The sequence below is a fragment of the Streptococcus mitis genome, from assembly GCF_047464945.1.
GTDB lineage: Bacteria > Bacillota > Bacilli > Lactobacillales > Streptococcaceae > Streptococcus > Streptococcus mitis_EA.
Window position 1 is genome coordinate 339634 of the sequence record NZ_JASHAX010000001.1, and the last position, 20689, is coordinate 360322.

Consider the following 20689-nt stretch of genomic DNA (forward strand, 5'->3'; position numbering starts at 1 on the left):
ATTCTACTAGTCTATAATCTGACTTTCTGCTACTTTCTTGTACCAGTGAGCTGATTTCTTAGGATAACGTTCTTGAGTTTCAAAGTCTACATAGAAGAGACCGTAACGTTTCTCATAACCGTTTGACCATGAGAAGACATCCATTAATGACCAAATGAAGTAACCTTTTACATTAGCTCCATCTGCAATCGCATCAGACAAGACCTCTAAGTGTTGCTTCACGTAATCAATACGACCATCATCGTAAACAGTGTTATCAACGAACTCATCTTTATAACCAAGTCCATTTTCGGTGATGTAGATTTTCTTATAGTTCGGATAATCTTTCTTCACTCGCATGATTTGGTCATACAAACCTTGAGGGTAGATAATCCAATCCCAATCCGTACGTGGTACATAATCAGGAGCTACACGACGACCAACACCTTTGATTTGGTATTTAGAGCTTCCTTTCTCACCCTTACCATTATGGATAATTTCAGTTTCTCCATCAAAGGCTTCCATCCAGTCACTCATATAGTAATTGATTCCAAGGAAGTCGTTCAAGTCTTTCGCAGCTTCTAATGCTGTGAAATCTTCTTCACGAAGATCCAAGCTACCACCATTGACTGATAAGATATGGTTGACACCTTCCATTGTTTCATCTGAATAGCGACCTAGATAAGTTGCATCCAAGATAAATTTATTGTGAATAATATCTTCCAACTCAGTAGCGCGAACATCTGCTTGATTTTCAGGATCTAGAGGATATTTAGTAGGCAGGGCATGAACAACACCAATTTCACCTTTATAACCTTTATCTTTATATAGCTTGACTGCATGCGCATGAGAAACCATCATATTGTGGTGCGATTGGAAAACTTTGGCAAGGTCGTACTGAATACCTGGAGGGAATTTCCCAACCAAGTATTGACCATCACCGATTGGCCCAATTTCATTAAAGGTTGTCCAATAGTTTACTTCTGGAAATTCTTCAAAACAGAAGGCAGCGTAATCTACAAAGTGTTCGATATTTTCACGGTTTAAGAAGTCTCCATTTGAGTGAAGAGCTTCTGGAGTGTCAAAGTGATGAAGAGTTACAAAGGGCTCAACGTGACGTTTGTGACACTCTGCAAATAAATTATGATAAAACTCGACACCTTTAGCATTTACTTGACCGTAGCCTGTTGGGAAAATACGTGACCAAGCAATAGAAATTCGAATACCATTGACACCATACTCTTCTGCTAGCTTGAGGTCAACTGGATATCGATTGTAAAAATCACTGGCTGGTTCGGCAGTGTACCAATAGTTATCTTCAAGATATTTATCCCACGCAACTGGTCCTTTTCCATCAGTATGCGTAGCACCTTCTGCTTGATAGGCAGCTGTTGCGCCACCAAAAATAAAGTCTTTTGGTAATGTTTTTGTCATTTTTTTCACCTATTTCTTGATTTAAATAAAGTAAAAGTGAGAGGAGAGGAGTCAGTGAGCCATCCTTCTCCATCTCACTTCTTGTACCGAGTCACCAAATTGTGACATGAGGAGGTAAAAACGATATCTTTTTACCGACGAATTAATAAGGCGATTAGGAAATTCGCCATAGCGATTTCCGTAACGAGAGGAGACTATTTCAGAGTCCCTATCGTTAATCGAATTGTGACATGAGGAGGTAAAAACGATATCTTTTTACCGACGAATTAACAAGGCGATTAGGAAATTCGCCATAGCGATTTCCGTAACGAGAGGAGACTGTTTCACAGTCCCTATTATTAATCGAATTGTGACATGAGGAGGTAAAAACGATGTCTTTTTACCGACGAATTAACAAGGCGATTAGGAAATTCGCCATAGCGATTTCCGTAACGAGAGGAGACTGTTTCACAGTCCCTATCGTTAATCGAATTGAGCTTGTACGAATGCAAGAGCACCTTTTCCATCACGGGTTAATTTGATGTATTGAGCGCCTTCTGTCTTGGCAAGTTTAATACCGAGTTTATCTGTTTCTGCTTTCATATCTTCAAAGTTTGAAGCAACTTGAGGGGCAAGGATAACCAAATCAAACTCTGGCAACATTTCACGGTGGGCACCATAGCCACCTGCTGCTGCTTTCACAGGAACATTGTATTCTGCAGCTGCCTTGTTCAAAGCATTTGCAAGGAGACCACTTGTACCCCCACCAGCACAGAGTACGAGGACATTTGTTTCTTCAGTGATTTTATTTTGTGCTGCTTCTACACCCGCTTTCTCAAGAATAGCATCTGCTTTTGCAGTGTTGAAGTTTGCAGCAACTTTTTCTTTCAATTCATCATTAGATTTACCTGAACGTTCTTCTTCGAGAATTTGTTCATCATAGACTTTAAGGAATGGATAGTAAATGACTACGTCAACCACGATTAAAAGAGCAGCAAGAATGAATGATAGAACTTGGAAGTTCGTACCAAGAACTAGACCTAGTGGAGCTGGAGTTGTCCATGGTAGATTAGCAGTAAATGAGTTCATTCCAAGAGTTTCAATAAAGAATTTGAAGATCCAAACGTTTGCGATTGGAGCAAAGATAAATGGAATGAAGAAGATTGGGTTCAATACAAGTGGTGCACCAAACAAAATTGGTTCATTTACACCGAAGAAGGTAGGAACTACTGAAGCACGTCCGATTGCACGGTTACGTTTTGATTTTGTTAACCACATGAACATGAATGGAACAACCAGTGTCGCACCAGTACCACCCATGGTAACGATAAACATTTGTGTACCAGAAGTAAGAATCTTGTCAGCGTGCATACCTTGTTGGAGAAGATTCAAGTTGACTTCGGCATTGGCATAGGTAATTGCTGCGATAGCAGGTTCAACAATAGATGGACCATGGATACCAACAAACCAGAAGAAGGCAAATGCACCAAAGATAATCGTAATACCTAGATAACCATCAGCAGCAGAGAATAATGGTGCAAAGAATTTACCGATTGATTCTGCTACGCTTGCACCAACAAAATGACGAGCTAGTAAATCAAGAGCATAAAGTGAAACAACTGAGAGAGTGAATGGAATCACATCTTTAAAGACTTGTGAGATATTTGGTGGAACTTCGTCAGGCATACGAATAGTGACGTTGTTCTTAACACAAACCTTATAGATTGCTACGGTAACAAAGGCAGCAAGGAAGGCTGAAAGCAAACCTTTTGTCCCCAAGAATCCAGTAGCTAAACCATTTTCGATAGGGTCAGCTGCCAACATCAACAAACCAACAATTGCTGCCAACAATGTTGACATATAGTTGATTTGATTGGTTTTCTCCATGCTACGGTTTACTGAGTCGGTCAATGATTTAGCAGTCGTACCAGCTACCAAGAGAGCCAGAATACCCATAGAATAGCTATAAGGTTTCATCAGAAAGGCTACAACTTCATCAGACCATTTAAAGCCCCATGAGTTTGGTACAAAGGCAATTAAGATAAAAATACTTGAGAAGAGAATAACAGGCATACCTGCAATGAAACCATCACGAATAGCACGAAGATAGATATTACGAGATAATTTCTCAAAGAAAGGTTTTCCTTTCTCGATAAATGCAATTAGTTTGTTCATTATTTAACTCCTCTCTTATAAAGTTCGATTAAGTGGTGCATCAAATCTTTTAACAAGACAGTTGTCATCAAGTGGTCTTGGCCATGCATCATGGTCACACTATAGGCTAAGTCCTCACCTGAAGCTTCCTTAGTCAATAGACTTGTTTGCGCGTGGTGAGCCTCTGCAATGCAAGAACCAGCTTCCTCTACAAGAGTATCTGCTTTTACAAAATCACCAGCTTCAGCAGCCTTCAAGGCTTCCAATAGTTTCGAACGAGCATCGCCAGCATAGGCTACGATTTCAAAACCTAACAATGTTACTTCTTCTCTATTCATGATAGAATTCTCCTTATATAGTTTTAAATAAATTTTTATGACAATAAACGTTGGATATGTAGAACTAGATAAACACGTTCACTTTTATACAAATCAATACCCGTATGTTGCGTAATCACATCATAAATCTTGGAACCAATCTCGAACGCTTTTGGATAGGATTGTTTAATATGATCTTCCATATCCAGAAGTGATTGGTTATCATCTCTAGATCTGTCTAAATAATCCAAGAAATAATTCAAATGAATCATAAAACGATCATAGAAATGATTATTCTCTTTAGTTCGTTGAATTGCATAGTCTGTTAAAACTTCTTCAACATTCCTGAGAATTTCTTTCCTCTTATCAATCGACTCCACAAGTTCCACTTCATTTTCACCTTCAGCATTAATGAAATGATAAGCAATCCGAATAATTTCGTCCTCAGGAAAATGATCTGCTAGCTTCTGGCTGTAAATTTCAAATGCTTCATTTGCGATTTGAAAAGCGACAGGATACTTAGTGGAAATATCTGGCAGATTACTATCCTTGTACCTTCCTTGTGCTAGAGCTTGGTAAGAACAGTAAATATGATCTGTCAAGGTTACGTAGAGATACTCTTGAATCGGATAATGATATTTCTTTGATAGCTTATCAATGATTTCATAAGTCACTGTGATAAAATCAAGCGGAACATCTTTGAGGAGAGCCATAAAGTTTTCTCTTGACTCTTCGGTCTTCATCCGAAAGATTTTCTCAACCTGATGTTCAGCAATCAAATCCCCCTTCTTCTTTCCAAATGTAATCCCCTTACCAATCACAATCACTTCTTCTCCTTTATCATTTCTGACAAGCGAGACATTGTGATTCATTGGATTTAGAATTCGATACATGTCAACCTCCTTTTATATCTTAAAGGTATATGAGTACAAAAAATGACCACAAATGAACTAGGAAATCAGCCGATTTCTAATTCACCTGTGATCATGCCTAATATTACTTAGTAACACTCACCTTGTATTAACTTGTGATTTAAGTATAGCACAAGTAAGTTATTTTGTAAACCTTTACATGAAACTTTTTTTACTTTATTTGAGCATATTTTATCAAAAAAATAAAACAGTAAACAAAATTAGAAAACAAGTGTTTATAGCGCAGAAAATTTCATCTCAGTTCAAAAACAAGTGTACTAATAACTCTATATTTTTTTGAAAGCTCCAAACCAAAATCCATTATTCCTAATAAACAACTCATCACCAAAAGCTCTAGTATGTTTTGAACCGATTTCTAATTTTACAAGACGCATAGGAGCCAATAATTCAATTAACTCACTTTCTGTATAAACTCTTTCTAACATTGAATCTAGTTTTCTACGTATATAACCTTTTTCTAGTAAAGAATTATCAGGAATTGCATCTCGGAAAATTCCATCTTTCCGTGGACAATAAAAATAATACATTCCTCCTGTTTTCAACATCCTTTTCACCTCTGAAAAATAGTTCTGTCTATCTTTTTCATCCACTATAAATGTAATCGCAGACATTATATCAAATATAGAATCGAAATGGTTGTCAGGAAAATCTAAACCTTTACCTACATCTGTCTGTGTTATATGACAATTTAATTGTGGAAATGACTTAGTCAATAATCGTTTTGCACTATCAGCGGCCTCTTTTGTTAAATCTACACCACAATAAGTATCCGCATAATGATTTTCAATTAAATAGTAAAGATTCCTTCCAAAACCACAACCAACTTCTAATACCCTGCACTCATCGTTTTGAGTAACGATTTGATTTCTCAAAGAAAAAATCTTTTGAACTGCATCATTAGGAACTAAGCGTGTCTCTGTATTTGATGATTGGGCGTGTAATTCTTCCCATTTCTTGTGATTATCTTCATTTAAAACAAATGTATCCATTGAACTCTCCATATCTCATTATCGTTTCTACATGATGAAATCCAGCACTCTTTAACATTTCTTTATTTTCAGCATGAGTGTGGTTAATCATAACTCCCTCCAAGCTCAATTGCTTAGATAGAATTTCTTCTGGACTAAATCCATGTTCTTGCTTGAATTTAATATAATTGGAAACTATCAACTTATTTACCTTCGGATCTGTCATGATTTCTTTCTCAAATAGAATAAACGCTCCACCTTCAACTAACGATTCATGTATTTTTGATAAAATCTTTATTCTCTTGTCTGGGAGAATAAACTGAAGGAAATAATAGCTAATAATTAAATCGCTGGGTTCTAACCTGGCTTCCTCCACGGAGCTTGTTATAAATTCAAGCTCAGGAAATTTTGATTGTGCCACCTGATTCATTTCTGGAATCTCTTCTATCCCGATAAAACGAACTTCTTTTTTAGACTTGTGACGCTGGTATAATTTACCAATCAAATTACCCGTTGCAGAGCCTAGCTCATAACATAAGGAATGGTCACGAATAAAAAAATCGCTTAGATGACAAACAAGGTCATGTCCTTCATCATATAAAGGAATGGATTGTCTAACATGCTCATCAAAATGTTGAGCTACACCATTACCAAAACTCCATTGTGTTCCATTTTGAATAACAATATCATTTCCAACTTCCATAAACTACTCCTCTTCTCCCTTGACTTTCCAGTTTACTAATACCAATGCTAACACAACCATCGAACCACCAAGAACTAAATTCAATGTAAACGGCTCATGTAAGCCCATAATAGAAAAGATAGTTGAAAATACTGGAACTAAAAACAAGAAACTGCTAGCTACTGTTGCTCCCCTTTGTCCTAGACTATAAAACCACAGTCCAAACGAACCAACAGACGCAGGAATAATTAACCATATAAACCAAACCCAGCCCCAAAATCCTAAATTTAGAAAGTTATAACTTTCATGCACAGGTATTGAGAATATGTAAAGGAATACCCCACCTAATAACAATTGCCAAGCTGTAAATATCCATGGACCGTTATCAAAAGGAATTTTCTTGGTGACAACTGTATTGACCGACCAACAAAATGAACCAAGTAAAGCAAACAAAGCACCTAAACTAAACGCAGATACATCTAGTCCTATACAAGTAACAACTCCAGCCACACCTAATATTAATGCACTTATCTTCTGAATAGTCAATGTATCTTTTAACAAAAAATGTGCTAAGAAAGCTAACCAAAGAGGATTCGTAAATAAGATAATGGAAGACATCGATGATGATACATCATGAGCTAGGGCAAGATTAAGAAATCCCATGGTTCCAGCTGTCTGTAAAATCCCGATAGTCACAACCAATATAAACCCCTTTATCTTACTACCTTGACTTTTAGGGATGATAGTCCCTCCCTTGCCAAATAAAAACGATAATACTAACATCACTAACCCAGCAATAATAAATCGAACACCCCCAAGTAATAATGGAGGAGTCTTTTCAACTACTATGAGATATTTCCCAGTTGGAAAAGACGACCCCATAAAAAGTGTGGTAAGTAATATAGAAATCAAAAAAATAAAATTTGAACCTCGTTTCATTTATTTCCCCTTCTTTTAAAAGATATTGATGATATTTTTTGTCTTTTATTCTACTCTTTTAAAAATGAATGTCAAGAGATTTATCAAAAAATTCCAAGATTATTTTTTTAAACTCCTATGTATTGAGAAAAAAACAAAAAAAGGCTATACTGGTAATTGTGGATAATGATTATCTTTTTATATGGAGGTACAAACATGCGATTGTCATCAGGTTGGGAACAGTCAGTCTATGTCTTACTCATGTTAGATCAGCTCCCTGAAGGAAAATATATCAATACAATTTCCTTGAGTGAACGGCTAGAAGTTTCAGATTCTTATTTGAAAAAAATTATAAAACTATTAGACAACGAAGGGTTGGTTAAATCCGTTAGAGGGAAAAATGGAGGCGTTGCTCTTTCTAAACCCCTCAGCCAAATCACCTTTTACGATGTATTTGTAGCTATAGAAGGAAAAAATCGAATCTTTGAAAGTCAAAATCTTCTAAAAAAATTCTTAGGCAACGAGGAAAGTAAAAAGGCTAAAAGATGCGTTGTAACCAACTCTCTTGATATTATTGAAAACACTTTAGTTGCAACCCTGACTTCTATTACACTCAGCCAGGTAGCCCATCAATCTGAGATTAACTATGATTTAACCGATATCAGAAATTGGGTCAATAAATGCCAAAACTAGCTGGAGAAAAAATTTTTCAGCTAGTTTTTATGAATCCTTGACAAATAATTTTACAAGGACTATACTATATTTGAAGATATAATATATCTTCTATATCGTCAACAATGATCTTTCATTGCATGCTTTTGGATAGCTAAAGAAAGAAGGTTCTTATGAAAGTTATTTTAGCTACTGACCAAGATGGTTTCCAACTGAAAGAAACCGTCAAACACTATCTGCTTCATTCTGGTTATGAAGTAATTGATCTCAACTCTACACAAGGTTCTGAGGATTTCGTTGATTCTACTGTCAATGCTATTACAGAGTTTAGAAAATATAAGCAAGCTCGCGCTATTCTTTTTGACAAGTTTGGACATTCTTTTATGCCTGCTAATAAGTTTAAAGGTATTATCTGCGCCGCTGTTTCCGATGAACACTCTGCCATGATGACTATTCGACACAATTCTACTCCAATCATTACAATTGGTTCTGGAATTACAGGTGATATTTTAGCAGTTGAAATAGTCAAAACCTTTCTTGAGCACAACTATGATGCTGGCCGTCACCAAGTTCGCATTGATATGCTGAACAAGCTCTGCTAGGAGGTATTCCCATGAAAATAGCTCTCGGTTGTGATCACATTGTAACAGATGTGAAGATGAAGATTTCAAAACACCTAAAAGAACAAGGTCATGAAATCATTGATGTTGGTACTTATGATTTCGTCCGTACCCACTATCCTATTTATGGTCGCTTAATTGCAGAGGAAGTCGTCAATGGACGGGCTGACTTTGGAGTTGCCCTGTGCGGTACAGGTGTTGGAATTGCTGTATCTGCTGATAAAGTTCCTGGAACTCGAGTTGTACTTGTCGGAGATGTTGCGACTGCTCGTTCCGCTCGTGAAAATCTCAATGCTAATATTGTTGCTTTCGGTGGTGCTATCCTAGGTATCAATTTCATTAACAACATTGTAGATGAATTTATCAATACCAAATACAAACCAAGTCCTGAAAAAGAGGAATTGATTGCGAAAATTGATAAACTATCTGAAGTGAGCCCAGATGTAGCTGCCAATGATCATATCTTCGATGAAGAGAATGCCAAGTGGGATCGTGGAGAATATCACGATTAACTTGTATTCCGCCTTCTATATTTTATCTAATACTCAATGAAAATCAAAGAGCAAACTAGGAAACTAGCCGCAGGCTGCTCAAAGCAGTGCTTTGAGGTTGTAGATAGAACTGACGAAGTCAGCTCAAAACACTGTTTTGAGGTTGTGGATAGAACTGACGAAATCAGTAACCATACCTACGATAAGGCGACGCTGACGTGGTTTGAAGAGATTTTCGAAGAGTATAACCTTGAGGATAACTAACTCAAGGTTATTTTTACATCATCAAAAAAGTCTAGAGATATTTCTATCCCTAGACTGAAGTTATTTTCACAATTTGAGTGCTACACGCGTTCTTTCCATGAAGTCGCTGTTGTTTGAAGAACTTTATTGAGTTCGTCAATGTTTTCAAAACCAGTTGTGCGAAGCCATTCGCGAGCTGCTGCTTCACCATCTTTGATGTAAGCTTCAACTGATCCAGCCCATGTTGCACGGCCACAAAGAACTCCGTTAAAGTTTGCACCTGATTCATGAGCAAATACAAGAGTATCTTGGAAGAGTTTAGCTGATACACCAGCACTCAAGTAGATGTATGGCAAGTTAGTTGCTTCATCTTGTGCTTTAAAGAAGGCTGCTGCTTCTTCACGTGTATAAACGACTTCACCTTCAGCGAAACCTTCAACATATTTAATGTTAACAGGGACTTCCACTTTCAAGACATCAATGTTAAAGCGTGGGTCTGAGAAGACTTTCATAGCACCAATAACTTTGTGTGGTTTTACTTTCGCGTATTCTACAGAACCTGCGTCCGCAATTTTTTCATCGTAAGCAAGGATTTCAAGGAAGAATGGGATATCTTCAGCCACACATTCAGAACCGATACGTTCGATGTAGGCTTGTTTTTCTTGATTGAGTTCGTCTGAGCTATCTACATCATAGTAAAGCAAGAATTTAACTGCATCTGCACCTTCTTCTTTAATACGTTTTGCAGACCAAACATCCAAGCAGTCTGGCAAGCGTTTTGTACTTGTTGTGTCATAACCTGTTTTTTCATAAGCAAGGAGAAGACCAGCTTTTTCATCAAGAGCTTTAGTTGCTGGAAGTCCATACTCAGGGTCAAGAAGCATTGATGAAGCGTATTTAGTCAATTCATCTGCTACCAAGACTTTCAGTTCTTCCATTTGAGCTACAGTTGGTTCTTCTGTTTGGTGTTGAGCCATGAGGCGTTTCAAAGCACCACGTTGGTCAAAAGCAAGAGCTGAGATGATTCCTTTTTCATCAGAAAGTTTTTCTAAGCGTGCACGTTTTTGTTCTGTTAAAGCCATTTTATACCTCTTTTACTATTAATTGATCATATAGAGCTTGATAGTTGGCCATGTTGACATGACCAGTCATTTTTTCTTGAGCATTGAGCATACCAAGGACATTTGCCTTGATGAGTAATTCTGCATCCGATTCTTTGTGAAGAAGTCCTGAAGAAATTCCTGCCACAGTAGAGTCTCCAGATCCAACAGGATTTACCACCTGAATTCTAGGAATATCGACCTTGTAGAAAGTGTCACCATGTTTGGCAAAAGCACCGTTGGCACCAAGTGAAACGATAATCCATTCAATCCCTGCAAACAAGGGTTCTTGAAGTACTTCTTTTAATTCATCCAAATCCTCAGAAACTTCTCTTCCAAGAAGCTGAGACAATTCCTCATTATTTGGTTTGATGACTGTTGGTTTATGTGGTGATTCAAGAACCGCCTGAAGTGCTGCACCAGAGCAGTCCAAGACAACAGGCTTGCCAGCTTGATTAGCAAGTTCTACCAAGCTCGCATAGTAATCAACTGGAAGGCCAGCTGGTAAACTACCTGAGATGGCTACTACTTCAACCGAGTCCAGGAGATTTTTGAAATGTTCCAAAAAATCTTGACCTTCCTGTTCCAATACTACAGGACCTTTTTCAAGAACTTCTGTTTGGTTGTCTCCGTGGAGAATAGCGATACAGTTCCGAGTTTCTCCCTGAATAGAAAAGAAATCTTTCTTAACATTATCATCAATATTTTCAACTAAGAACTCGCCAAGTTTACCACCCACTAAACCAGTAGCAAGAACAGAATCCCCAAATTCTGAAAGTACTCGGGTAACATTGAGCCCCTTACCACCAGCCGTTTTGGTTACATCCACCACACGATTGACAGTATCAATCTTCAACTCATCCAAGGGATAGGAAATATCAATGGATGGGTTCATTGTGACTGTTAAAATCATAGGTCACCTCTTAGTCGTGGTATTCTCCGCGATCCCATTTTTCAAGGAATTCAGTGAAGAAGTTTGCGTCTGTTTGTTGAGCATTGTGACTTTCAACGTGTTCAATTTTCGCAATCAATTTTTTGTTTTCTTCAGTTGGTTTGTATTCAGCATGGATGAAAGCTTCGATGATATCGCACATGAGCAATTCACCAGTAATCTTACCACCAAAACCGATAACGTTGGCGTTCAATTGTTCTTTAGCATAAAGTGCTGTTGTCATATCACGAACCAAGGCAGAACGGACACCCGGAACTTTATTTACAGCGTTGTTGATACCAACACCAGTACCACAGATACATACTCCAAGATCAGCTTGACCGCTAGTTACAGCTTCCCCTACTTTTTTACCAAAGATTGGGTAGTGAGTACGTGTATGGTCATATGTACCAAAGTCAATAACTTCATATCCTTTTGATTTCAAAAATTCTGAAACCGCCATTTTTTCATCTGTTACGATGTGGTCACATCCAATTGCAATTCTCATTAGTTATTCCCTCCGATTAATTATATAAATCTAATATCATTTATCCTTACTCAAGAAAAATCAAGATTAGCTTAGGAAGCGAGCTGCAAGCATAACTGAGGTTAGCTAAAGTGAGCTGACAACAGATTATCTTGATTTTTGAAGAGTATTAGCACATTTTGTTCAACATATCGACCCTAATTTGGTGACGTCCACCATCGTATTTACCGTTAACAAATCCTTTAGCGATGTTTTTAGCCAATTCATCACCAACAAGTTGTGCACCCATAGTGATCATACGTGAGTTGTTGTGGCCACGAGTCATATAAGCTGAACGTTCGTCAGATACTTCTGCGGCAACCATTCCTTTGATTTTAGTTGCAACCATGAATGGACCAGCACCATAAGCATCAATCACGATACCAAGGTTTTGTTCTTCTTTGTTTACTTCTGCAGCAACAGCAAGAGTCACATCAACAAAGTCTTGACCTTCAGCTGTAACATCCACAACGTGGAAGTTTTCTTTTTCCAAGAAGTCTTTCACAACTTCTTTCAATCTCAAACCTGCAGCATCTGCACCGATAACAATAGACATATTGTATACTCCTTTTTATTTTTCTAGGCTAATAAAACCTTTTATAGTTAGCAGTTTACCTACAAAAGACTTTCTAGCAGTTTATTGACAAATTAGATTGAATGAGATGAATGACACCTTATTCAAGTTTAGGAAACCAGTTTCCTAGAAATAATCTTTCTCCACGAAAGAAAATATAACAAGCGATTATTTGTTTGTTACAAACATCATTTGTTGCTTACAAACATAATATACTCCTATTCTCTGAAAAAGTCAACAGTTAATGTTTGTTTTTGTGTTTTGTTTTTCAATCTAAAAAATTTCGATATCAAAACCAATTTGATCCACTTGACCAGGTTCTAGGAGACGAACATTCTTCTTATCTTCTAGGTGATCTCCTTCTTCAAGGGATGTTGACAAGCCAGACCATGGTTCAAAAGCAATGAAAGGACCTTTATTCAAAGTTGACCAGATGATGAGGTTTGGAAACTCTGCAAAGTACACTTTCAATCCCTTATCATGTTTACGAGAACGAAGGGCAATTGTTCTAGATTGCAATTCATCTAAGGTGACTGCATCTGTGCTGAAAAGATCATAACTAAGATCTATTTCTTTTTGCCCCTCTAACCATGTCCTTCTATCTTGGAAATCCAGCATACCTGTTTCTGGGAAAGGACGTGGAACAGAGCAAGTCTCTTCTTTCTCAAACTCTAAATAGTAATCTTCATAGACATCATCATCCAGTAGAGGACAATTAAATCCTGGATGTCCACCAATAAAGTAAGGCATGACCTTGCTAGTTTCTTTATTAAAAATCTTGTATTGAGTCCGTACTGTCTTTCCAGTAAGGAAATAAGTAATCTCTAGGCGGAAATGATAAGGATAGTTCTGATAGCTATTCTCATCGTCTTCAATTGCAAAAGTTACACTCTTGTCTGTCTGTTCAACTAATTCAAATTCTTTCTTACGAACCAAACCATGACGAGGAATGTTTCCTTTTCTTTCTTGTCCCTTCTCATCTATATAGAGGGCTGTATCCTCTCTCAAAGAACCACAAATGGGGAAGAGAACAGGAGCTTGTCCACTCCAATAAGTGGCATTGCCTTGCCACAAATACTCCAGTCCCTCAGCATCTTTTATAGAAGAAAGAGCCCCACCAAAACTGTTAAATTGAACTCTTAATTGTTCTGATTTTAATTCAATTACCATGATTTTCTCCGATTTCTTTATAGTTTATAAAAAACTAGGCTGTCACTCCTAATGGTATGACAACCTAGTTTCAACAATTTACATTTTATAGGAGCGCATTATTTTGCTTTTGCTGCGTACTCTTCGTTACGTTTGATCATTTGTTTTCTGTACCATGCAAAGATACCGATATAGAATACAAGGAAGACTACAGCACCAAGGATTGCTTTGATATCACCTGTTGTAGTGTTACCAATTGTCCAACCAAGAAGTTTTTCGATTGGTCCTTCAAGAGTTGAGTGAGTGATCAATTGAGTTTCGCTCACACCTGCTGGGAAGGCACCTACACCTTTAGCAAGTTCTGTTGCAAATGGTGCAATAAGTGTACCTGAAAGAAGGAAGAGTGGCAACAAGAGTGTTCCGAAGATAATCATACGGAGCAATTTACCACGAGTTACAACCAAGAGAGCTGGAGTAACACCCATAGCGATGATACCTGCAAGTGGCAAGATACCATTTCCGACTTTTGAAAGAAGTACTGCTTCAACCAACATGATTGGTGCAAGTACGTTAGCACAAGCCCAAATTTCAGCACGACCAGCGATGAATGGCCAGTCAAGACCGATGTTGAATTTACGTCCTTGAAGACGTTTAGTAGCAACGTTTGTAATACCTTGTGATAGTGGTTCTACGGCTGCGATGAACCAAGAACCGATAAGTGAGAAGAGTTCCAAAGATACACCGGCAGTCAAACTAAGAGACAACCATCCTTTAATAACCAGACGCCATTTATCTGCATCTTCAACACCTGCAATTGGATGTGGAGTTCCCATAATACCGATAACAATACCAAGGATGAAACCGATAAAGAATTTAGAACCCCAGAAACCGATTTTCTTGTTCAATTTAGCAGCGTCAAAGTCATATTTATCAAGGCTTGGGAAGAATTTCTCAAAAATCTTATCCAAAACCATGATAATTGGGTTCATCATGTAGTTCATGTGAGTTGATGTCATTGGTGATGAACTTGGAGCGTTAAGAAGGTCATCAAATGTAGGTTTCATCAAGTCAGAGTTGATAATTTTCAACACACCAACAAGGACGATAGCTGCTGTAGCAATAAAGAGTGAAACCCCTTGACTCACACCGTTGTTGTCTGCATACCATTTAATCAAAAGACCTGTGATAGACAAGTGCCAGATATCGAAGATATCAACGTCAAGTGTATCTGTTTTCTTCATAGCTAGCATCACTATGTTGACAATCAACATGATGAGCAAGAAGTATAGTGTCCAAGCAGAACCCCAAGTGATTGTTGCAAGTGGTGCCCAACCAACGTCAGTAATACTCAATTGGATACCTGTGTTTTCAACGAATTTTGCTAGTGATGCTGAGAAAGCAGTGTTTAGCATACCGATGATGGCACCGATACCTGTAAGAGCGATGGCAAGTTTGATACCACCTTCAAGCGCTTTGGAGAATTTCACTCCAAAAAGTAGAGCCAATATTGTCAAAATGATCAACATGATGACAGGACCACCCATATCTAAGATAGGTGTGAAAAAGTCTTTGATTAGACCAAAGATTGCATCCATAACAGTTCCTCCCTTTTTTATGTTATATGAATGTTAACAAATTGATAATTAGCTTAACCCATGTTCTTTGATAGCTGCTTCAATATTGTCAAATACTGGAGCACTCATAGCTGGGATACGGAATAAGATTGGTCCAGCTTCGATAACTGGAATACCTGGTTCAAAACCAAGATCTGTCGCAGCAATTGGTGTAAAGATGTCATAACCTTTGATAAGATCTTCGTTGACGTCCTTGACCATAACTGCATCACAGTGAACATCGTAACCACGGTTTGAAAGTTCTTCTTCAAGAGCACTTTTTATTTGGTGGCTTGAGTTAACACCTGCACCGCAGGCAGCAAGAATTTTAATCATATGGATTTCCTCCGATTTAATATTTTTAATAGACAAGATTAAGCGATTGCTTCAGCAATATAAGCATAAAGGGCTTCTGGTTCAGAAATTTTTGATAGGTCTTCAAGATGACCATTTCCAGTAAAGAAGTCCATCAACTGAGCAAGAATGTTTGTTTGACTTGAACTTGAGTTATTAATGATAAAGAAGAGCAGGGATACTTCTACTTCCTTATCCGGTGCAATCATATTGTGGAAAGTCACTGGTTTTTCTAATCGAACCACCACAACTTTTTCAGCTAGATTATGAACAATATCTGTATGAGGAATAGCCACATTCGGCAAATCCTTACCCAAAAATTCCATATCTAAGCCAGTTGGAAATGACTTTTCACGCGTGATCAAGGCTTCACGATAGGTTGGAGTCACGATTTCTCGTTCTTCCAATAAAGTTGCAACCTGATCAAAGAGATGTTCTTGATTATCCGCTTCTAAGCAAAACACAAGGTTTTTGTCAAAGAAATGATCTAATCCCATAAGGTTTTCCCTTCTTTCCATTAACTTTATGCTATAAGTATAACACTATATGAAATCGTTGTCAATATTTTTCTGTTGTTTTTTGTCCTTTTTTTGTTTATTTTTTATCTTTATAATCAAAACGAATATTTAAAACAAACAATTTGAACGATTTAATTCTATTCTAAATGCAAAAAAACAGGCCTTTTCAGCCTGTTTATCATTTTTTTATTATTTTAATACCTTATAGACAATAAAAACTATTTTGAAAATCTACTCTTCATCCATACTCAAGACGCTGAGGAAGGCTTCTTGTGGAACTTCTACTGATCCGATAGCTTTCATACGTTTCTTACCAGCTTTTTGTTTTTCAAGGAGTTTGCGTTTACGAGAAACATCACCACCATAACATTTAGCAAGTACATTCTTACGAAGGGCCTTGATATCAGTACGAGCTACAATCTTGTGTCCAATAGCTGCTTGGATTGGAACTTCAAATTGTTGACGAGGAATAATTTTCTTGAGCTTATCAACGATGAGTTTTCCACGTTCGTAGGCAAAATCCTTATGAACGATGAAACTGAGGGCATCCACCTTGTCTCCATTGAGAAGGATATCCATTTTGACCAGCTTAGATGGGCGATACTCTGACAATTCGTAGTCAAAGCTTGCATAACCACGTGTTGAAGACTTGAGTTTATCAAAGAAGTCGAAGACGATTTCAGCAAGTGGAATTTGATAGATAACATTGACACGGTTATCATCAATATAGTCCATAGTCACAAAGTCCCCACGCTTGCGCTGAGCTAGCTCCATTACTGCTCCTACGAACTCCTGTGGTACCATAATTTGCGCCTTAACATAAGGCTCCTCAATGGTCGCAATCTTAGTTGGATCTGGGAATTCAGACGGATTGGACACATCCATAGACTCACCGTCGGTCAAATTAACCTTATAGATAACGGATGGAGCTGTCATGATGAGATCGATGTTGAACTCACGCTCCAAACGTTCTTGGATTACATCCATATGGAGAAGTCCAAGAAATCCACAACGGAAACCAAATCCAAGTGCCTGCGATGTTTCTGGTTCAAACTGAAGACTGGCATCATTCAGTTGCAATTTTTCAAGGGCTTCACGCAGGTCATTGTACTTGTTTGATTCGATTGGGTAAAGACCCGCAAAGACCATAGGATTCATCTGCTTGTAACCATGTAATGGCTCTGCCGCAGGATTGGTTGCCAAGGTAACGGTATCACCCACACGAGTATCCTGAACCGTCTTGATAGAAGCTGCAATATAACCAACATCACCAGTCGCAAGGAAATCACGACCAACTGCTTTGGGAGTAAAAATACCAACTTCTGTCACATCAAAGGTCTTACCATTGCTCATAAGCTGAATCTTATCGCCAGGTTTGACAACCCCATCCATGACACGCACTTGAAGAATAACCCCACGGTAGGCATCGTAAACCGAGTCGAAAATCAAGGCCTTAAGTGGTGCCGTCACATCACCTGTTGGCGCTGGCACTTTTTCCACGATTTGCTCGAGGATTTCTTCAATCCCAATACCAGCCTTGGCAGATGCTAGGACTGCTTCGCTGGCATCCAAACCAATGACATCTTCAATCTCTGTACGCACGCGCTCAGGATCTGCAGCTGGTAGGTCAATTTTGTTAATGACTGGCATGATTTCCAAATCATTGTCCAAGGCTAGATAAACGTTAGCAAGGGTTTGAGCCTCAATACCTTGAGCGGCATCGACCACCAAAATAGCACCCTCACAGGCAGCGAGCGAACGTGAAACTTCATAGGTAAAGTCCACGTGCCCAGGTGTGTCTATCAAGTGGAAAATATAGGTCTCCCCATCTTTGGCAGTATAATTCAGCTCAATGGCATTCAACTTAATGGTAATCCCACGTTCCCGTTCTAGATCCATGCTATCCAAAAGCTGAGCTTGCATTTCACGACTGGATACTGTCTCTGTTTTTTCCAAAATGCGGTCTGCTAAAGTTGATTTCCCATGGTCAATATGGGCGATAATAGAGAAGTTCCGGATCTTCTCCTGTCGTTTTTTCAATTCTTCTAAGTTCATGATTCTCTTCCTTTCAGGGTATCTATTTATTATAAATTGTTTTTGACATTTTGACAAGATCATACCCTGTTAGGAGTACTAATCTTCAGCGACAAAGCCGTCATTTTCGATAAAGTGGTGTTCTGTCATTCCTTGGTCTGTAAAGACAATCCCATGAAGGACACCACCATAGACAGCTCCTCCGTCCATCCCAATCTTACCATCTTCTGTAGTCCAAAGCTCAGCTGTACCGCGTTCTTGCTTCAGCAAACCATAAACTGGTGTGTGACCAAAGACAATGGTTTTTCCAGTATGATTTTCGGCTTCGTGGAATGGTTTTCTGAGCCAGACTTTCTTGTAATCTGTTGTTTCATGCCAGTCATCCAATGTTAAATCAATACCTGCGTGAACAAAGATATACTTATCTGTTTCTACCACAAATGGCATTTGACGAATAAATGCAACCAAGTCTGCTGCTTCGGTGGTAACACGCTTGGCATCCTCAATCCCATCAACTGGTGCATCCAAAGGACGACCTAGGATAGAGTTAATGGTTGTATCTCCACCATTGCGACGATAGTGGTCATAGCTTTCTTCTGGGTCATCGAGCCAAGTCAAAAACATATACTCATGATTTCCAGACAAACAGATAGCCCCTTTATTGTCCACTAAGTCCTTGACCATTTCAAGAACACGGCGACTATCCTCACCTCGGTCAATCAAATCCCCTAGAAAGAGTAACTGGGTCTGGCCATCCCAGGTTTTGAGAAGGTCTTCCAGCATCCCAGCTTTTCCGTGAACATCTCCAATTACATAATAGTCTGCCATCTTATTTCTCCCTGTTTCTCAACAATTCTCTGGCTTGCGTCAGAGCTGCTTCTGTCACATCATCACCTGCCAACATCTTGGCAACTTCCTCCACTCGCTCTTCAACCGTCAAGAGACGAACAGTCGAAACTGTTGAATGGTCATTGCTAATCTTCTCAATAAAGAATTGATAATCCGCAATCGCAATCACTTGTGGTAAATGGGAAATAGCTAGAACCTGCCCATGCTGACCAATTTTGTGAATCTTCTGCGCAATAGCTTGAGCTACACGACCTGAAACTCCTGTATCCACTTCATCAAAGACAATACTTGTCTTGCCTTCTTTGCGTGAAAAGGCAGACTTAATGGCTAGCATGAGACGGGATAATTCCCCGCCGGACGCAACCTTGACCAAGGGTTTAAAGTCTTCGCCAGGGTTGGTTGAAATGTAAAATTCGACCATTTCATTTCCCTCACGACTGAATTTGCCCTTGTTAAAACGAACCTGAAACTGGGCTTTTTCCATATAAAGATCTTGTAGTTCTTGTTTAATCTCAGCTTCAAGCTGCTGAGCTAAGTCATGACGAGCAGAGGCAAGCTGACCTGCCAAATCAACAAGATTGACTTCCATTTTCTTGAGCTCAGTTTCCATGTCCTCAGATGAAAGGTTATTTCCTGTCAAGAGATTGTATTCTTCCGTAATCTTGGCAAAATAAAGCAAGACATCGTCTACAGTCCCACCATATTTACGGGTAATAGTATGAAGGAGGTCCAAACGATTCTCAACCTGCATGAGACGATTGCCATCAAAATCAAGGTCCTCAATAATAGCTTCCAGACGTTTGCTAATGTCTTCTAAGACATAGTAGGTCTCAGACAGAGAGCTTGAAATTTCACGGTATTCAGGGTCATACTCTTCGACACTTTCCATGTCATTCATAGCTGAACGAACATTGGCTAGACTTGAAAAATCTTCATTGTCCAACATGCTGTAGGCATTGGTCAGTGTATCCGCAATATTTTTATGATTGAGAAGTTTATCACGCTCTTGATTAAGAGCCAAATCTTCTCCAGCCTGCAAGTTTGCTGCCTCAATCTCTGCCATTTGAAATTCCAACATTTCGATACGTGCCTTGTGTTCCTGTTGGTTTTTCTTGACTTCCAGAACCTGCTTACGCATTTTACGGTAGGCATCAAAACTCGTTTGATAGGTTTCTTTTAAGTCCCAAAAGGCTGCATCGCCAAATTCATCCAACATCTGGATATGCAGTTGGGGACGCATTAACTCCTCTTGGTCATGTTGACCATGAATATCCACAAGATGTTGCCCAATAGCACGCAATACAGACAGATTTACCATCTGACCATTCACGCGACTAATACTCCGACCATTTTGCAAGATTTCCCGACGGATGATAATTTCATCCCCCAATTCCAAACCTTGCTCATCAAAAATTTCCTGTAAAAGGCGACTATTCTCAACTGAGAAAAGCCCCTCAATCTCTGCCTTTGGCGCACCATGACGAATAACATCTGTCGTCGCACGAGCTCCCAACATCATATTCATGGCATCAATGATAATCGACTTCCCTGCACCCGTTTCACCAGTCAGGACAGTCATTCCCTTTTCAAAATTGAGGGAAATAGCCTCAATAATGGCAAAGTTTTTTATCGAAATTTCAAGTAACATATAG

Annotated in this window: 22 protein-coding genes; 4 read left to right on the forward strand and 18 right to left on the reverse strand. The window is 38.7% G+C overall.

What is annotated here, in order from left to right:
• Positions 1-6: 6 nt before the first annotated feature.
• The 7 genes from lacG to QM424_RS01700 all read right to left on the reverse strand — a co-directional run bounded on the left by lacG (position 7) and on the right by QM424_RS01700 (position 7384).
• Positions 7-1413, reverse strand: a complete 1407-nt coding sequence (gene lacG / locus QM424_RS01670) for a 6-phospho-beta-galactosidase (protein WP_414392736.1) — start codon at positions 1411-1413, stop codon at positions 7-9.
• Positions 1414-1875: 462 nt separating this feature from the next.
• Positions 1876-3567 (reverse strand): lactose-specific PTS transporter subunit EIIC, encoded by a 1692-nt coding sequence (locus QM424_RS01675; protein WP_033685011.1) that lies wholly within the window; start codon positions 3565-3567, stop codon positions 1876-1878.
• Positions 3567-3884, reverse strand: coding sequence for a PTS lactose/cellobiose transporter subunit IIA (locus tag QM424_RS01680; protein ID WP_414392737.1), 318 nt, complete (start codon positions 3882-3884; stop codon positions 3567-3569). Before QM424_RS01680 ends, QM424_RS01675 begins: the two co-directional genes overlap by 1 nt.
• 35 nt (positions 3885-3919) lie before the next feature.
• Positions 3920-4756: a transcription antiterminator gene (locus QM424_RS01685; RefSeq protein ID WP_368080715.1), complete on the reverse strand. Its 837-nt coding sequence runs from the start codon at positions 4754-4756 to the stop codon at positions 3920-3922.
• 305 nt (positions 4757-5061) lie between these two features.
• The gene (locus tag QM424_RS01690; RefSeq protein ID WP_414392738.1) at positions 5062-5784 is read right to left on the reverse strand and encodes a class I SAM-dependent methyltransferase; all 723 of its coding nucleotides are present in this window, start codon (positions 5782-5784) and stop codon (positions 5062-5064) included.
• Positions 5762-6466, reverse strand: a complete 705-nt coding sequence (locus QM424_RS01695) for a methyltransferase domain-containing protein (protein ID WP_000451779.1) — start codon at positions 6464-6466, stop codon at positions 5762-5764. Before QM424_RS01695 ends, QM424_RS01690 begins: the two co-directional genes overlap by 23 nt.
• Before the next feature lie 3 nt (positions 6467-6469).
• Complete coding sequence (locus QM424_RS01700) at positions 6470-7384, reverse strand: DMT family transporter (protein WP_247933375.1); 915 nt, start codon at positions 7382-7384, stop codon at positions 6470-6472.
• A 195-nt stretch (positions 7385-7579) separates the two neighbouring features.
• Here QM424_RS01700 and QM424_RS01705 point away from each other — a divergent pair, with 195 nt between their 5' ends.
• From QM424_RS01705 to QM424_RS01720, 4 genes are all read left to right on the forward strand, one after another.
• Positions 7580-8056, forward strand: a complete 477-nt coding sequence (locus QM424_RS01705) for an RrF2 family transcriptional regulator (RefSeq protein ID WP_001239965.1) — start codon at positions 7580-7582, stop codon at positions 8054-8056.
• A 152-nt stretch (positions 8057-8208) separates the two neighbouring features.
• Positions 8209-8637 (forward strand): galactose-6-phosphate isomerase subunit LacA, encoded by a 429-nt coding sequence (lacA, locus tag QM424_RS01710; RefSeq protein ID WP_000864630.1) that lies wholly within the window; start codon positions 8209-8211, stop codon positions 8635-8637.
• An 11-nt stretch (positions 8638-8648) separates the two neighbouring features.
• Complete coding sequence (lacB, locus tag QM424_RS01715) at positions 8649-9167, forward strand: galactose-6-phosphate isomerase subunit LacB (protein WP_000684751.1); 519 nt, start codon at positions 8649-8651, stop codon at positions 9165-9167.
• A 36-nt stretch (positions 9168-9203) separates the two neighbouring features.
• Positions 9204-9410 (forward strand): hypothetical protein, encoded by a 207-nt coding sequence (locus QM424_RS01720; RefSeq protein ID WP_414392739.1) that lies wholly within the window; start codon positions 9204-9206, stop codon positions 9408-9410.
• Between the two features lie 80 nt (positions 9411-9490).
• Here the strand turns inward: QM424_RS01720 and lacD are convergent, their stop codons facing one another.
• The 11 genes from lacD to recN form a co-directional block, all read right to left on the reverse strand.
• Positions 9491-10471: a tagatose-bisphosphate aldolase gene (gene lacD / locus QM424_RS01725; protein WP_033688762.1), complete on the reverse strand. Its 981-nt coding sequence runs from the start codon at positions 10469-10471 to the stop codon at positions 9491-9493.
• A 1-nt stretch (position 10472) separates the two neighbouring features.
• Positions 10473-11402 (reverse strand): tagatose-6-phosphate kinase, encoded by a 930-nt coding sequence (locus QM424_RS01730; RefSeq protein ID WP_414392740.1) that lies wholly within the window; start codon positions 11400-11402, stop codon positions 10473-10475.
• 10 nt (positions 11403-11412) lie between these two features.
• Positions 11413-11928: a galactose-6-phosphate isomerase subunit LacB gene (lacB, locus tag QM424_RS01735; RefSeq protein WP_001216918.1), complete on the reverse strand. Its 516-nt coding sequence runs from the start codon at positions 11926-11928 to the stop codon at positions 11413-11415.
• Positions 11929-12076: 148 nt separating this feature from the next.
• Entirely contained in the window at positions 12077-12502 is a 426-nt protein-coding gene (gene lacA, locus QM424_RS01740; protein WP_000029277.1) for a galactose-6-phosphate isomerase subunit LacA, read from the reverse strand.
• A gap of 291 nt (positions 12503-12793) precedes the next feature.
• The gene (locus tag QM424_RS01745) at positions 12794-13690 is read right to left on the reverse strand and encodes an aldose 1-epimerase family protein (protein WP_414392741.1); all 897 of its coding nucleotides are present in this window, start codon (positions 13688-13690) and stop codon (positions 12794-12796) included.
• Between the two features lie 98 nt (positions 13691-13788).
• Complete coding sequence (locus QM424_RS01750) at positions 13789-15264, reverse strand: PTS transporter subunit IIC (protein WP_414392742.1); 1476 nt, start codon at positions 15262-15264, stop codon at positions 13789-13791.
• A 48-nt stretch (positions 15265-15312) separates the two neighbouring features.
• Positions 15313-15618: a PTS sugar transporter subunit IIB gene (locus QM424_RS01755; protein WP_000590551.1), complete on the reverse strand. Its 306-nt coding sequence runs from the start codon at positions 15616-15618 to the stop codon at positions 15313-15315.
• 38 nt (positions 15619-15656) lie between these two features.
• Entirely contained in the window at positions 15657-16133 is a 477-nt protein-coding gene (locus QM424_RS01760; protein ID WP_000521974.1) for a PTS sugar transporter subunit IIA, read from the reverse strand.
• 252 nt (positions 16134-16385) lie between these two features.
• On the reverse strand, positions 16386-18209 hold the full coding sequence (lepA, locus tag QM424_RS01765; protein WP_001047207.1) for a translation elongation factor 4: 1824 nt from the start codon (positions 18207-18209) through the stop codon (positions 16386-16388).
• 78 nt (positions 18210-18287) lie between these two features.
• Positions 18288-19016 (reverse strand): metallophosphoesterase family protein, encoded by a 729-nt coding sequence (locus QM424_RS01770; protein ID WP_414392743.1) that lies wholly within the window; start codon positions 19014-19016, stop codon positions 18288-18290.
• A gap of 1 nt (position 19017) precedes the next feature.
• Positions 19018-20685, reverse strand: coding sequence for a DNA repair protein RecN (gene recN, locus QM424_RS01775; RefSeq protein ID WP_414392744.1), 1668 nt, complete (start codon positions 20683-20685; stop codon positions 19018-19020).
• Positions 20686-20689: the final 4 nt, after the last annotated feature.